Annotated in this window: 11 protein-coding genes; 3 read left to right on the forward strand and 8 right to left on the reverse strand. The window is 60.0% G+C overall.

Features of this window, described 5'->3' with window-relative positions:
- Positions 1–136 precede the first annotated feature (136 nt).
- The 7 genes from CFB47_RS26160 to CFB47_RS26185 form a co-directional block, all read right to left on the reverse strand.
- Positions 137–391 (reverse strand): PAAR domain-containing protein, encoded by a 255-nt coding sequence (locus tag CFB47_RS26160; protein ID WP_089462761.1) that lies wholly within the window; start codon positions 389–391, stop codon positions 137–139.
- 994 nt (positions 392–1,385) lie between these two features.
- Positions 1,386–1,550, reverse strand: a complete 165-nt coding sequence (locus CFB47_RS42155; RefSeq protein WP_089462762.1) for an RHS repeat-associated core domain-containing protein — start codon at positions 1,548–1,550, stop codon at positions 1,386–1,388.
- 414 nt (positions 1,551–1,964) lie between these two features.
- Entirely contained in the window at positions 1,965–2,207 is a 243-nt protein-coding gene (locus CFB47_RS40695) for a hypothetical protein (protein ID WP_143330865.1), read from the reverse strand.
- A 113-nt stretch (positions 2,208–2,320) separates the two neighbouring features.
- The gene (locus tag CFB47_RS26170) at positions 2,321–2,830 is read right to left on the reverse strand and encodes an RHS repeat-associated core domain-containing protein (protein WP_089462763.1); all 510 of its coding nucleotides are present in this window, start codon (positions 2,828–2,830) and stop codon (positions 2,321–2,323) included.
- 254 nt (positions 2,831–3,084) lie between these two features.
- Complete coding sequence (gene tssI / locus CFB47_RS26175) at positions 3,085–8,964, reverse strand: type VI secretion system tip protein TssI/VgrG (RefSeq protein ID WP_256946756.1); 5,880 nt, start codon at positions 8,962–8,964, stop codon at positions 3,085–3,087.
- A 69-nt stretch (positions 8,965–9,033) separates the two neighbouring features.
- A complete protein-coding gene (gene tssF, locus CFB47_RS26180; RefSeq protein ID WP_089463555.1) occupies positions 9,034–10,911 on the reverse strand; it encodes a type VI secretion system baseplate subunit TssF in 1,878 nt (625 codons plus the stop codon).
- A gap of 511 nt (positions 10,912–11,422) precedes the next feature.
- Positions 11,423–12,001, reverse strand: a complete 579-nt coding sequence (locus tag CFB47_RS26185; RefSeq protein ID WP_179258983.1) for a DUF4865 family protein — start codon at positions 11,999–12,001, stop codon at positions 11,423–11,425.
- A gap of 127 nt (positions 12,002–12,128) precedes the next feature.
- On the opposite strand from CFB47_RS26185, the gene CFB47_RS26190 reads away from it, so the two are divergent.
- From CFB47_RS26190 to CFB47_RS26200, 3 genes are all read left to right on the forward strand, one after another.
- Positions 12,129–12,986 carry a LysR family transcriptional regulator gene (locus CFB47_RS26190; protein ID WP_089463556.1) on the forward strand — a complete coding sequence of 286 codons (858 nt, stop codon included), beginning with the start codon at positions 12,129–12,131 and terminating at the stop codon, positions 12,984–12,986.
- Positions 12,987–13,241: 255 nt separating this feature from the next.
- The gene (locus CFB47_RS26195; protein ID WP_089462765.1) at positions 13,242–13,829 is read left to right on the forward strand and encodes a YigZ family protein; all 588 of its coding nucleotides are present in this window, start codon (positions 13,242–13,244) and stop codon (positions 13,827–13,829) included.
- 266 nt (positions 13,830–14,095) lie between these two features.
- Positions 14,096–14,386 (forward strand): H-NS histone family protein, encoded by a 291-nt coding sequence (locus CFB47_RS26200; RefSeq protein WP_089458043.1) that lies wholly within the window; start codon positions 14,096–14,098, stop codon positions 14,384–14,386.
- A 55-nt stretch (positions 14,387–14,441) separates the two neighbouring features.
- Here CFB47_RS26200 and ppk2 read toward each other — a convergent pair whose 3' ends face one another.
- Positions 14,442–15,392, reverse strand: coding sequence for a polyphosphate kinase 2 (gene ppk2, locus CFB47_RS26205; RefSeq protein WP_089442659.1), 951 nt, complete (start codon positions 15,390–15,392; stop codon positions 14,442–14,444).
- Positions 15,393–15,453: the final 61 nt, after the last annotated feature.

Here is a 15,453-nt window from a genome sequence, read left to right on the forward strand (position 1 = left end):
CAGAGAGAAAGATACCGGTCGGTTGTCGCGGTGGAGCCAGCGCGCTTCGAGCCGACACGATCTTGGGCGGGCTACTGGATTGGGTCATGCTCGGGTGAATTCAAAATTCGACTCATCGCGCTCGATGTAGAAACTGTCAAACCGTAGGCCCAGCATCGGACACGATCAGCGTTCCAGCGCAACTCGTGTCACTGCCGTGATGAGCAATTTGACGGCCGTTGATCGTGCCAAAACCGCCTTTGGTAATGACACCCGGGCCATGCAATGGACACGACACGGAATCGCCTACGCATGCTGCGGGACGTCCGTTGATCGAGACGCCTGCGCTGGCTGACGTGACTACGCCGCCATGGGTGGTCAATGTGCAAAGAGTTGCGACGAAAGCTGACATTCAGGTACACCTCAAAAATAGTTCTCCAATTTCACACCTTTGAAAAGCATGACACTATTTTCGCCCTCCGGTTTTTCCCCAAAAAATAGCCAACGCAGAACAGACACACAGATAAAACACAGAGCACACAACAAATAACGCGCCTCCGCCCAGATATCTCTTCATCGGCTCATAAAAAAATGCAAGCGGAATGAAAAATAAAATATAAAGCCAAGCCCCATCTACTCTTCGCACACCGCCCCCTGCCAGTACCAATCTATCTAACACTAGATACAGCCTCACATTTTTATTGCAACCAAAATACCTTGTCGCCACCTACGAATAAATACGCAAGCAAAATTGCGTGACCCAGATCGACAGATACACCTCTGGATTATCCCCATATACTGAACCAGCACAGCATTTCACATGCTAGCGACAACTATGCATTCAGCCCATACCAAAAAAATGAGTCAATGACACTTCTTAACCACTGCCGGAAGCCCCTCCACGTCACTCGCCCCTTCACCTTTATTTTCAAAATAAATAAAGCCGAAAAATACACTACCAAACACGTCGTGATTAATATTATTAAAAATTCCAATGCCCCATCAGAACAACACCACTCCAATTTCATGAAGAAGATTTCTTAATTTTTTTCATCACCCCCTTCTCTTTGAATAAATCATAAGGCGCCGGCCCACCTGGGTCACCAAATTCCGCACCACACGAGAGAACTCCAAGTAAATTTCCCCAACTTGCATCCGACAACTTCTCATTACTCGCTTAAGTCGATTGCTGAATCGAACGCTTTCAAGCAGAGCCTGCAGAATTTATATTCCAAACCCCTAGCACCACAACGCCTATTCCAGCGGGGGGTCGCAATTTCCGTGCGCTCCAATCCGGCTGCAACGGCCAACTTCAAACCTCCCGATGCATAAAGTCTTCCTTAATTAGCTGCATTTCCATCACACGTCAGAAGTTTCGTCGGATTTAAAATATCCGGCGAATCCACTTAAATTACCGAATCTCTATCAACGCGCAAAAACAGATTCAATCCAACCTTTAGATCAATAGAATCTTCATTGATATATCTGCCTATCTGAGGATCGCAGTACCGGAACCGCTTATAGTGCAGCCCTGATTCCCGATCGTATCTGCTACGTAACAAGCTTCTCATCTAGCAATCGCGTCACTGATCCTCACGACACACTCAATAACACTTGCACGTGTAATTTGCCGCGGTGTTTCTAGTCGAATTTGGGAAAGGAGCCTCCAAAATTCCAAACATGCCGCGATCACCACAAGTCTTGAAGCATTGATTCTGCCGCTCATTTATAGTTGGCTCGTTGCATTTCGCCAAAACGAACAACACAATTAAAGCAACAAAAAATATAAAAGCCCGCCTTGATTATTTTTTTCATCTCAAAGCCTTTCTCGCACAAACAAACCTCCCTTTATCAGCCCCCCTAGAGATTTGTCAATTTTCTTATCACATGGATCGCAATCGTCATTTCGATGACATTCCTTTGTCAGGCTATCCGTCGCAGAAGCGGTGTCAACGTCGTCGGAACTACTATTCCTCGCCAGCAGATTATATAAATTTTATTGAATCGTCCTCATTTTCATAGTGAATTAAACCGTACCTTCTGGATTCGATTAACACTCCTTTATTCGGAACGCTATCTTTGACAACGCTAGCACCTGGCGACCAATCCTCGAATCCAGGAAAAAACTGGCTTCCATCGAAATCGCACACAACCACGCCCTCTACACCATCCTCAACCAAAACACTGTCACCCACCTTAAATCCCCGCTCAAAACCCACATATTTCATATATCCTCCTAACGACTTCCAATTAGTTAACGAATTCCTCGACAGGAACCATTTCCGCGGTTAATTGATCTGGCTTCAGAACATACTTCTGCTTCGCCCAAAAGCATTGACAGCTATTCGGATTTTTGATTTGCAATAAACATATTGTGATGCGATCCATAAACGCCGTGCTGCATTTCCCCATCAGGGATTACGTCCAACGGCCGATAGCCAAAAGCTCCACGAGCCACGATTCGACCCGTTACTGTTTTGCACGGCGGGCACGTCCTTGAGTTCGAAGGGCAATCCGTTTTGGTTTCTTCGATCACACTATCTTTCTTTCCGGACATCGCGTACCACGCGACCCACGCTAACAATACGATCCCGCCTGCTACCGCTCCAACGAGAGCACCAAGAGGACCGGCTACGGCACCACCGCCCATTGCACCCAATGCAACTGTTTGTAACCCAAGTGAATCTTTCGAATGCGAAGGCCGATCGTCCACATAGGTGTAGCTGTTCCGCCCCCCAGCCAACCCAATCGGATCCTGATTGATGTACCTGCCCACCTGAGGATCGTAGTACCGGAAGCGCTTGTAGTGCAGCCCCGGAAACCGTATCGGATTGTCAACGGCATGTGCCAGTCATCTGAATGTTCGCTCATACGCTTTCAAGTCCGCTGTGTAGTCAATAGCATTGACATTGGTAATCAGCTATCGTGTTTTTGGGGGAGGCCCGCTTGGGCTCAAGCAACCTGCCAAAGTGACTAGACTCCCTACACATATTGATACACCGCCTCAGCCTTCCATAGTAAGTGTCGGGCGCTGGTCCTAGAGTTGAAATCAAAATGAGGGAAACCATAATCACCACCACCAAGAACAGGGGGTTTTTAACTATTTTAGCGATTCGATAACTCATATGGAACCCATTCCATGCAATTGAATTTCCGATTATCCGACCATCCATCTGGAACTAGACTTGGAACATCAAAATCCTTTTGACGCTTACATTGCCTTCCCGAATTGTCCGTCATCTCAAGTGGCGAATCTCCAAAATACCCCTTTGCACAATATCGTTCGATGATCGGCATACTCCACGGGACGTTAACACCGACCCACTCCCCGGGGAGTACCTTAGAGGGAAACGCGAGATTAGATATATCGCCGTAGACACTAGCGAGCGGAGCGTTACGTGAAATCGTTGGCAATGGTGGCTGTACACCCGCACGATAAAGATTGCCCATTCCCAAGAGCACTGGTCCCGTTGCCTGTAACCCGAGCGGATCAATCCATACAATCGGGTTTTTGACGTAGGTGTAGCTATTGAACCCACCGCGCAACCCGATGGGGTCTTGTGATACGTACCGCCCAATTTCAGAATCGTAGTAGCGGAACCTGTTGTAGTGTAGCCCCGACTCCCGATCGTAGTACTGCCCCGGAAACCGTATCGGATTGTCAACGCCGTGCGCCAGCGTCCGGGCTGACCGTCCATACGCACTCAAGTCCGCGGCCCACACCACCTCACGCTGGTCGTCGTACAGTTCCTGCGGCGTACCCAGGTGATCCGTCACGTAGTGCCACGCCTGCCCATCCGCCAGCCGCGTCAGCGGCCCTTCATGGTCCGGATGCGGCACGTATGTCACGGCGTTGTCCTCATGCGACGTGCGCCCCGTCTGGATCTCCTGCATCATCCAGTCACCGTCCCACATGAACAGCGCCGTCTGTCCCGGACCGCCTGCCGGCGTGTGATGCTTTGCTACCCGCCGTCCGAGTGCGTCGTATTCGTACTCGCTCTTCGCGCCGTCCGCGTGCTCAATCGCGATCAACTGGTGGCTGCCGTCGTACCGATACCGCGTCACCTCCGGATGTGCTTCCGGCTCTTCGTACTTCGGCGTCCCCGTCAGCACCTCCATCACGCGCAGCAGGTTGTCCGTCCCGCGCTGGCTACGCTGCTCTGCCGCCGTCAGTTCCGGCTTCGGCGGCAACGGCACCGTTCGTGCAATGCGGTTACCGTGCCCGTCGTACGTAAAATCCACCGGGCGATCCGGGCGCGTCTGCGGCGCAAACCGCAGCAAGCGATCGCCGCTTGCCTTCCACGCCTGCACGTCGTTCAGGCTCGGCGCAGCACCCAGCAGGTTACTCGCCGGATCGTAGTGAAACGCTTCCGCACCACTTGCCGCCGTCACGTGCGTCAATCGGGATAGTGCGTCGTACCGATAGGTCTTCTTGTCTCGCCATGCGTCGTCCAATGTCGTCAGTTGGGCCGCCGCGTCGTACTCCCATGCCCGCCACGGCCGAGGCCTCTCCAGCGAGCGCCCCCGTTCGTCGAGGTTCTGCCAGCGATGCGCGGCCAACAGACCGTTCGCGCCATACCCGAAGTGGTGTGACGCAGGGCCTTGCGTACGCTTGATCTCGCGATGCAGCTCATCCCGCTCGAAACTCGCCAGCGGATGCTCGTCCAGCAGGACGCCGTGCACATGCCCCGAGCCATAGCGCTGCCACACCAGCGAACCGACGTCCGGCACGTTCGTCCAGTTGCGGTTCCCGATCGCGTCCACCCCGTGCGTCAGTCGCCAGACGCGTCCGTGATGCGCCTGCACCTCCGCCGTGCGGCGCCCGGCCGCGTCATATTCGTAGGTCACCTGCACCGGGCCTCGGCCTGGCGAGACCGCCTGTGCCTGCGTAAGCAACCCCCGCGCGTCGTACCGATAACTGGCCTGACTCCCGTCACTTGACCGCCGCTCCACCGGCCGGCCAAGCACGTCATACGCCACATGCGTGGTGATCTGCCCATCCTGGCCATGATCGATGCGTTCGACCAGTTCCCCCGCCGCGTTGTACCGGTAGCTTTGCCGACGGCCGTCGAAGCCGGTCTGTTCGATCAGCCGGTTCCGGCTGTCGTAACGGAACGTCGTCGCCTCCTGATTCGCATTGGTCAGCCTTGTCAGACGGCCAATCGAGTCATACCGGAACTGTTGCGTGCCGCCTGCAGGATCGACGATTTGCGTCCGCTGCCCGTATCCATCCCAGTCCACCCGCGTCACGCGCTTGAGCGGATCGGTATGCACGATGGCCCTGCCTGCGTCGTCGTATTCAACCTTCCACCAGCCCATACCGGCCGGCTGCACCGCCGTCATGCGCGCCGACAGGCTGCCGCTGTGGCGGCTGACCTGGCCCAGCGCGTCGGTCGTCTCGGTCAACTGGCCGAATTGGTCGTACTGATAGGTCGTCGTCTGCCCCGAGCAATCGGTCCTCGCCACGAGGTGTCCCGCGTCGTCCCACTGCATCTTCGTCGCGTTGCCCAGCGCATCGGTGCGGGCAACCGGCAAGCCGTTCTCGTACGCGTAAGTCGTCACATTCCCGAGCGGATCGGTTTCGCTCGTCAGGTGGCCTTGCGCGTCGTAGCCGCGCTGCCAGACCTGTCCGGCCGGGTCGGTGATCTGTTCCGGCAGGTTCCGGTCGTTATAGCTGATGCGCGTGACCTGACCGGCCGGATCGATGATCGACGTCGGATTGCCCCGCGCATCGTTCACCATCCGCGTCGTGCGGCCCACTCCATCCGTATAGCCCGCCACGCTCCCCGTCTCGTCGAAATGCGTCTGCTCGAGGCTGCCGTCCGGATGCACGATCTTCTCAATCGCCCACAAGCCGTTGTAGTGATACTCGGTCGTATGCCCCAGTCCGTCCGTCACCCGTGTCACGCGCAGCGATGGCAGGTAATCGAAGCGCGTCTCGCGCGTGATGGCGCGCTGCCCGTCGGCGATTTCGGTGTACGCGTAAGTCCGCAGGCAGTACGCGTTTGGTGTGTCGTCGCTCCATTCCGACACGTGCGTCGCGCCCGCCGGCGTACGGTAGGTCGTCAGCAGATGGTGGTCATAGCCGTATCGCCACGTCAGATTTTCGCGGTCGGTGGCCTCGATCAGGTCGCCGTGTTTGTCATAGACGTAACTCGTCAGGTGCAGCGGCTGATTGCCGAACCCCTGGTCGAGCAACACGGACGTGATGCGGCCAGCCTCGTCCAGTTCGCAGCGCACGGTGTGGCGATTGTTGCGGACCGTTTCCAGCCAGCCCTGTGCCGTATAGCCGAGCGTCAGGCTCTGCCCGTCGCGTGTGCCGATACGCTGCAATTGCCATCGGTTCTCGTCAGCCGGATGGCGGCCATAGTGCTCTTCGACACCATTGCCGAAGCGCAGCACGTAGGTCGCGCCCGAGGCGTTGTCGTCACCGCGCACCAGCGTGAACTTCTCAATCGGATGGAAGTGTTCTTCACCGGGGCTCAGCGGCGGAAACCGCAATTGCCGCCCGTCCGCGTCGAAGTAGATCAATCCCGTCGAACTCGTCCTCACTTCCGTCGCATACGGCAACTTCCACGCCACGCCCAGACTGCCTTGGCGCTGGTCCGCGCTGCGGTAGCTCCGGCTCCAGTGAATCGAGACCCGACCCGGCAGCGTAAAGTCCGTGTGCGACAGCACTTTCTGCCCCGTCGCCAGATCGACCGGGTTCGCGCTGACCGTCTTCTTCGCGCACTCCGCGCAATCGGCTTCGGTCACCGGTGCGAGGCCGCTGGTATCGCCATTCGTCATGCTGATCGTCGGCGCCTGCAGGTAAATCGCCGTACCTTTCAGGTGAATGCCCGATTCGTCGATCGTCACCGTGCCGCCCGGTCCCGTCAGCTGCGCCTGCTTCGCTCCCGACAGGCTGCTTTCACCCGTATCCGTGATGCGCAACTGGTTGGCGTTCGAACTCGATACCGGCGCGGGCAGTTGCGGCGCAAAATCGGGCGACGGCGCGATCGGATTCGCCTGATCGGCGCTCACCGCATCGCCCACCGCCTTGCCGCGCACGGTCACCGTGTAGGTGTGCCCCACATCCGCCGTCCAGTCCTGCACGACGCGGTCGGTCCGGCTCTGGCCGACCGTGCTGGCCATATGCAGCCCGACGTTACGCAGGTACAGCCCGCCGATGTTGACGTTGTACGCCATCCCGACGTTGAGCATCGCCCCCATGCCCACGCTCTTCACTGACGCGAGCGTCACCGTCTCGAATTTGTAGCCGCCGGTCGACAGTGTCCAGTGGCGTCCGATCTGGTCGGTTTCATCGTGGCCGATTCGCTTCGTGCGGTCGTGTCCCACCGTGTGGGTTTCATCGGCTTCGATCACCGCATCCAGGTTGCGCTCGGCCTGGATCCACACCTGCTCCGCGCCTTTCTTGTCTTCGAAGCGGATTGCATTGGCGTGGCCGTATCCACCACCCTTGGTCGAGCGCGTCAGGATCCCGCTTTGTGTCGCGTTCGCCGGCAACGTCCACGGCGGCATCGTCATCGCGTTGTAGACGCGCCCCGTCACGATCGGGCGATCCGGGTCGCCATTTTCGAAATCGACGATGACCTCGGTGCCCACCCGCGGAATATGGATGCCGCCGAAGTTGCTGCCGGCCCACGGATACGACACCCTCACCCAACAGGACGAATTCTGGTCCTTCACGTCGGAGCGGTCCCAGTGGAACTTGAGCGTCACCTCACCGTTCTTGTTGGTCCAGATCTCCGCGCCCGCCGGGCCGGTCACGATCGCCGTCTGCGGGCCGCGCGTGCGGGGTTTTCTGATCGTGCGTGGTGGGCGGAATATCGTGGCGGAGGGCTGGACGACAAACTTGCTGCGAATCGCGTAGGCCGAGAACCCGGTCGTTTCTCCGGTTTCCTTCACATCCAGCTCCGACGCGATCACCAGATACTCGCGGTTGGCGCTCGCCATCGGATGGCCTGCCAACGCAAACGTCGTGCCGCACACCACATTGCGTAGATTGCCCTCGCCTTTCGCCCGCTCGCCCTGTGCGTGAATCTCTTCCATCCGCACCAATGCGAATGCGCGGCCGTCCTCCGGTTCCGTATAGTCGCCCGGCCATTCATAGCGTTCGAGCTGATTGTGCGCGGTGTCGCGCGGCAGGCTGTTCTGCGCAGTCAGCGTCGCGCCCGGCTTCTCGAAGTCGAAATCGTCAGTGGTCCACACGCCCGACTGCAGGCGCTCCGTCGCTTCGAAGTAGTCGACGTGTTCCCGGTCGATCTTCTGGCCCGGCGGGTAGTAGCCGAGCGTCTGGTACGCGACGCTTTCCACAGTCCGAAAAGCGCCTGGACCATCGACCAGTACCAGTCGATGCACGCCTTGCGAGTGTTCGAAGAACCACGTGATGCCGTGTTCTTCCATCAACCGCTGGGCAAACGCAAAATCCGACTCGCCATACTGGACTTGATAGCGCAGCGGTTTGTACGTCCGACCAACGCGCATCTCGAACGAGTACAGATAAGAACCGAACACCTCGCGCAGAATGTCCAGCACGCTCTTGCGCTGGAAGATGCGGTAATCGGTCCGCTCTCGCGCCAGTGCAAACCACGGTTCCAGCACGATCCGGTAACGCGACTGCCGATTCAGTTGGTCCACATAGCTGGCCGCCGTCACGACGCCGCTGATTTCTCGCGTGCCGGCACCTACGTTCGCGGCACCTGTGCGCCCGGCTATCCCTGCGACAAAGCTGCCCATCCCGTCGAGCTGGATCGTGACGGTTAACTCCTTGCCGAGCATCGCCTTGAGATCTAGGTTGGCCAGTAGGTCGACCGGCAACAGCAGATCGGCGGGCGTCGTCAGCCATAGCTCGTACGCGTACAGCGTGGAAAGTTGTTCGGTGCCCCGGATCGCGCTGAGGTGCAGTACCGACGCGATGCCTTCCAGCTCCGGCAGCGCAGGACCGCTGACCGAAAACGTTCGGTTCGTCTTGAAATTCAACATGCGTGCTGGTCCTCGTGCGCTTGATGTTGTTCTGTGTTACCGACTGCATGAACTGCATTCCTCCGTGAGTCAGAGTGCGCTGCGCGTTCCTGTTCGAACTGGCCAGCGCATCAACTCGCCGCGTTGCGTCGAGCGCAACACGGATTGAGTAAAAGAATGTGTCGAAACGTGGCGCGCCACGTAATGTTCGAGGATCACCCCGAAGAGATAAGGGCTCATGCCATCGAAGCCGGTTTCATCCACCGTCAGGACGCACTCGATGCCTCGACCGAATCGCAACTGACTCTGGCCGGGAAGCTTCTTCGTCACGGGATGCGCATCAACGCGGATCAGGCTGTCGATCTGGCGGCGGTAGCGCACATCGTCGTCGGCAGCGAACAAAGCAAGGATGTCGCGCAGTCCGCTCCCGTCACCAGCCTCCAAGGTGCCGTAGCCGAGATTCAACTGGCCGATCAGCCGCCATGCAATGTTCCGCTGAGCAAGCGGCGCGCGTGCCGGGCTTGGTGCACGAATGAGCCCCGCACTGCTTAACGGCGCACTGATTCCGATAGTGAGATCCGTGACGCCATTGGGCGCCAGCAAGCTCGGCAGATCGCAGTTCGTCAGCCACGCATCTACCGCCAGATATTTCATGATCTGTGGATAGGACTGCTCATTTTGATCGACCAACGAAACGAAAAAATCCGTCCCGACGTAAGTGGTACGAGCACCGTAGCGACGATATGACGCCTTCGCCCTTCCGTGCTCGCGGCGCGTCGTGAAGTAGCGCCCGTGATTGTTTTCATCGTTCGTCAACGCCCGGTACAGCGGCCGGAACTCGAGCGATGCCGCGCCTTTGCTCACAAAGCCGTGCAGCGCTTCCACCGCGAACACCTCATAGTCCGAACCGTTCTGCCTGTCGGGTTGCAACAGGATTTCGCCGCCCGTGCGCGGAATCTCGGCAGGATCGGTCTTGCGACGAAACAGATTGATAACCGGTGTACAAAAGAGTGCAAAGCGTGATGCGTCAACGTGCTCGACCAGCGTACTGTCGAAGCAATCCAGCAATATGACGATTTCGGCTTCACGACCGGCCACATGTCGCAATCCCGCATTCAGACCGGCCAGCGTGAAAAACCAGAAGCGCGCGGGGCACGCCGCATATTCGTGCAGCAGGTTATGGCCGTGAAACTTCGGTCCCGCCAACGGCAGCAGACTCTCGTCGGTAGCCAGCCCGGTGTATTCGACCGCCTGAGCGGACACAATCCCGCGTGCCTGATTCGGATCTGCGAAGCGATCCGGTACTCCTGTCACGGTTGCTACAGCGCCTGCGTGGATCAACTCGAACAGCCGTGACGCGACGCCCTCGTCGCCTGCCAGATACACGGGCAATCGATCCAGGCCGCGCAATTCTTCGAATCGCGCCTCACCCGTAGTACGGAGCCTGAGACGCAGCGCCCCGCGAACGCGCTTGTGTGCGACGCTATACCGTTCTATCGATGGAATATCCGGCGGAACCCCTGTCAACCTCGCGGAAACGATCTCCAATGGATACACCATCACGTCCAGGCCGCTACGGAAGGTGCAGGACGTGCGTTCGCCATCCGGCACACGGCTCGTGAACTCCGTGCCACGCGGTACGCAAAACCCCTCGAGCAAATTGCCTTCCTGCTCATTGGGATAGAGACGTGCGACAGCAATCGAAGGCGTCGGGGCGACGTAATTCGGATAGATGGTTTCGAGTAGCCGACTGGTCAGCAGCGGGAATTCGGCATCCAGCTTCAATTGCAGTCGAGCGGTTGTAAAACTCGCTGCCTGCACCAGACGCTCGACAAAAGGATCGGCAATCTCACCGGCATGCATGCCCAGCCGACGCGCAATTTTGGGATGCGCGTGGGAAAACTCCTCCATCAGCTCCTTGAAATAGAGCAATTCCCGATTGTAGGCATCAAGGAGATGAGGGTTCATGGCAAGCGCAAATCCGGGTTCCGTGCAGAGCATTCGACAGCGGTGCTGTCGGCAATGCGATGGATGCTAGCCGCAAATACCATCTCGATAAACACCTGACAGAATTGCAAGGCCAGGTTTGACGCCTCGCTTCAGGACAATATCCGAGTTACCACGACTGTCGGAAAACCACGCCAAATAGTCGATGCATCGTCGGGGGATAGCAGCTTGTAGCGAGACCGAACGCCGTAGATAGTCCGCGAGCCCGGCAGGTCGAGTGCGACGCGGGCACGCGGATTCACGAGACTGACCACACGCCGGATTCATTTACGACACATCTGGAAACGCCCTACTGTTGCCGACCGTTACCGGAGCAGCAAAGCCAGCGACGTCGCCAACGCAGCAATCCCAACCATCGCTGCAGCCACACCTGCCAGATGCGCGGCAAGCGCAAGCCCGGCAGGCAAACGTAACGTCGGCGCGCTGCGCGCTGACGACCGACCATGCCGCCGGCTCGGTGCAGGGCCAACCATCACACCCCACTCCCTTCGAGCGTATCGAGCAACGGCCGGGCCAGATGCAAAACCTGATACACCGTGCCCGCGCCGCCGTCGTCCGGCTCCTGCTCCGATACGAGCACGCGCGTCAGCCGCCAGCGCAGCGGATCGAGGCTGACGGCGGCCGCAACCGTACCCTGCCGCGCCGCCACGTCGCGATTGCGCTCGACTTCCTGTGCCAGCGTCGCATCCAAGTCGGCGTCCGCCGGAATATCGATGGCCTCCAGCCGCGCGAAGCGTCCCGTCGACGCGCTGCCCTTGCGCGCATCGAGCGCGACCTGCACATCGATCGGCGCGCGCCCGAAACTGTCCGTCACGACCCGATAGCGGCCGTCCGTGACGAACCGGGCGAACGCCTGTTCATTGCGCCACAGATAAAGCGACGCATAGCCGTTTTCCGTCGCACCGTAGCGGCCCGCCTCACGCAGCAGAAACCCCTTGAACACGAGATCCGGCGTGTCGTCCCAGAGCCTGCCGCGCTCGCGCACGCGATTGCGGATGATGTCGAGGTCGTAGTCCGCCGGCAGGCGGTGCACGTAGTACGCGGTCAGCATGATCGACTCCTGGGATTGACTAGGGAGATTCCGAACGGCTCGAGAACAGCGTAGAAGACCTTGAATCATTTGAAAAGACGATGGCAGAATATTTCAATGATTCATTTTCTTAATGGATGAATGCGTGATGAAAACGCTCGACATCGAAGCCGTGCAGGCGTTCGTGCTGACCGCCGACCTCAAGAGCTTCACGCGGGCCGCCGAGGCGATGGACACGACGCAGTCCGCGGTGAGCCTGAAGATCAAGCGACTTGAAGACGGCCTCGGCCGCCGTTTGCTGGAACGCACGCCGCGGCAGGTTCGCCTGTCGGCCGACGGCACCGCGTTCCTGGAACCCGCGCGCGAGCTCGTAGCGGCTCACCAGGGTGCGGTCGGCGCGTTCGGCGCCGGCCAGCGGCGGCTGGTGATCGGCGTGAGCCATCATGCCGTCGGCGCCGATCTGCCGATGCTGCTTCGGCGCATGAGCGAAGCGGAACCGGGGCTCGTGCTGGAGATCCGGGTCGCCGCGTCGCGCGACGTACTCGATGCGTTCGATCGCGGCCAGCTCGACGCCGCCGTCGCGCTGCAGCACGGCAGCCGGCGGCTCGATGGGGAAACCCTGCTGTCGGAGTCGTTCGGCTGGATGGCCGCGACCGATTTCGACTACCATCCGCCGCAACCGCTGCGGCTCGCGACGCAGGCCGAGCCGTGCAGCGTGCGCCACATGGCGATCGGCGCGCTGGACGAAGCCGGTGTCGCGTGGACTGAAGTGTTCGTCGGCGGCGGCGTGGCGACGATCGGCGCGGCGGTGTCCGCGGGGCTGGCCGTCGCCGCGCTCGGGCATCGCGTGGCGCCCGTCGGGACGGTCGACGTGGGCGCGCGATACGGGCTGCCGCCGTTGCCGGCGCGCGACGTGGTGCTCTACTCGAACCTGACCGATGCGCGGGCCCGCCAGGCGCTGCGCACGCTGGGCGCAGCGCTGCGGTCGTCGGTCGGCGCGCGGTGATGGCGTGCTTGAACCATCGGAGAAAAAATCGGAACGGCCGCTGCCGCACCATGCACAGTGGCGCTTCTCCATTCGGTATCCGGCACCTCACCCGGATCAGGCCGTGACGGCCTCGAAAGGCTTCGACGCGCGCCACGGTAAAATTCCGTCTTCATCGCGCCCATGCAGGGGCCCCCTGCCTGCGCGGGCCGCCCTCCCAAAGAACCGACACGCCATCATCACCTTGATTTCCCTACCCTTTCCCCGTCGCGACGCATGATGTACTCGCTCGCCACCACCTACATCCGGGAACTCGAAATCCGCAAGAGCCGGTTCATCGCCTACGCGATTCCCGTCGACGACCGCGACGCCGCGATGCAGGCGCTGCAACGCCTGCGCGACGAGCATCCGGCCGCCACGCACGTGTGCTGGGCATTGCTGGCGGGCGGCCAATCGGGGATGTCGGACGACGGCGAGCCGTCCGGCACGGCGGGCCGGCCGATCCTGGAAGTGCTGCGCCATCACGATCTCGACGGTGTGCTCGGTGCGGTCGTGCGTTACTACGGCGGCGTGAAGCTCGGCGCGGGTGGGCTGGTGCGCGCGTACACCGATGCAATCGCGTCGGCGCTGCTCGATGCCGAGCGCGTCGAGCGCATCCGCTACACGCGGCTCGCCATCGAGATCGGTTATCCCGAGGAGGCGCGCGTGCGCCGCTGGATCGAACAGGCGGGTTATGAACTGGTGGACAGCGTGTACGGGATGACGGTCAAGCTCGTGATCAAGCTGCCCGAAACCGCCGACGCGCACGCGCGGACCGAGTTGTTCGACCTGACGCAAGGGCGATCGGGCTTTCCCGATCTGTAACGAGCGGCCGCTATCGTCCCGACCCCGTCACCCCGCCGCCTGAAAATTCCGCCGAAAAATCAGATACGTCCGATAGAAAAACCGCACGCCGCCACTTAATCTCACCGGGTTCCCGGCGACTCGCGCCGCATACGTTTTATCCGCAGGCCGGCACAGGCAGCACGCAACCGCCACCGGCCGAGTCGGCACGCCAGGGCCGGGTGTGCCGACGTGCGGTTCGTCACGCGTCGCCAATAATCAAAACTCAGCTACGGGATAACGGACGCATGCATCAAGTGCAGACACTGCAAGCCCAGCTTGCGGAACTCGATCGGCGCATCAAGGCGGCGCGGAGCCGCGAACGCAATGCGGTGCTGGCGCAGGTACGCGAACTCGTCACGAGCTACGCGCTGACCGCGCGGGAAATCTTCGGGCAGGGTTACAGCGATCGCGCGAAGCTGTTCACCGTCGGCGCGAAGTATCGCGACCCGGCAACCGGCGCGACATGGAGCGGCCGCGGCCGTGCACCCACATGGATCGTCGGGCGCGACCGCACCGCGTTTCTGATTCGGGAGTAATGCGCGCCGCGTGGCGCGGCGCGTCCCTTCATCGCATCGAATCCGCGCCGGCCGCTCAGTAAGTGTCCGGCACGATCATGTTGTCCGGCACCGGTCGACGGATGTAATCCTCGTGATGCTCACGCGGCGGCAGGTCGATCGGTGCGTGCGGCACCTCGTGATACGGCACTTGCTGCAGCAGGTGGTGAATGCAGTTCAGCCGCGCGCGCTTCTTGTCGACGGCCTGCACGACCCACCACGGCGCCTCCGGAATGTGCGTACGCAGCAGCATCTCTTCCTTCGCGGCCGTGTAGGCTTCCCAGCGGCGGCGGCTCTCGAGATCCATCGGGCTCAGCTTCCACTGCTTGAGCGGATCCTCGATCCGGCTCTGGAAACGCACTTCCTGCTCGTGATCGGTGATCGAGAACCAGTACTTGACGATCTGGATCCCGCTACGCACCAGCATCTTCTCGAATTCGGGCACCGAACGGAAAAACTCCTCGTATTCCTCGTCGGTACAGAAGTTCATCACGCGCTCGACGCCCGCGCGGTTGTACCAGCTGCGGTCGAACAGCACGATCTCGCCGCCGGCCGGCAGATGCGCGACATAGCGCTGGAAATACCATTGCGTGCGTTCGCGGTTGTTCGGCGCGGGCAGCGCCGCCACGCGGCAGACGCGCGGGTTCAGCCGCTGCGTGATGCGCTTGATCGCCCCGCCCTTGCCAGCCGCGTCGCGCCCCTCGAAAATGACGACGAGCCGGTGCCCCGTGCTCACGACCCAGTCCTGCAGCTTCACGAGTTCGCCCTGCAGGCGGAACAGTTCGCGGAAATATTGCTTGCGCGCCTCGCGGCGCTCCTGCGAAAACAGCAGGTCGTCGCTGTCGTCGAAGCGGCGATCGTCGAGCTCCATCTCGAGCTCTTCGTCGTAGGCGTCGACCAGATCTTCCTCGAAGCGGCGCTGGCGCGCCTCCATCGACTCCATATCGGTGCGGTCGTCGGTCTCGGTACGGGTATCGTTGTCGCCCATGGGGCCTCCTTCCATCATTGACGCAGCCAAACGCTGACATTATCCCAGTGTCGCGCGTCAA

It is taken from the genome of Burkholderia sp. AU27893, assembly GCF_002223205.1.
In the GTDB taxonomy this organism is placed as follows: domain Bacteria; phylum Pseudomonadota; class Gammaproteobacteria; order Burkholderiales; family Burkholderiaceae; genus Burkholderia.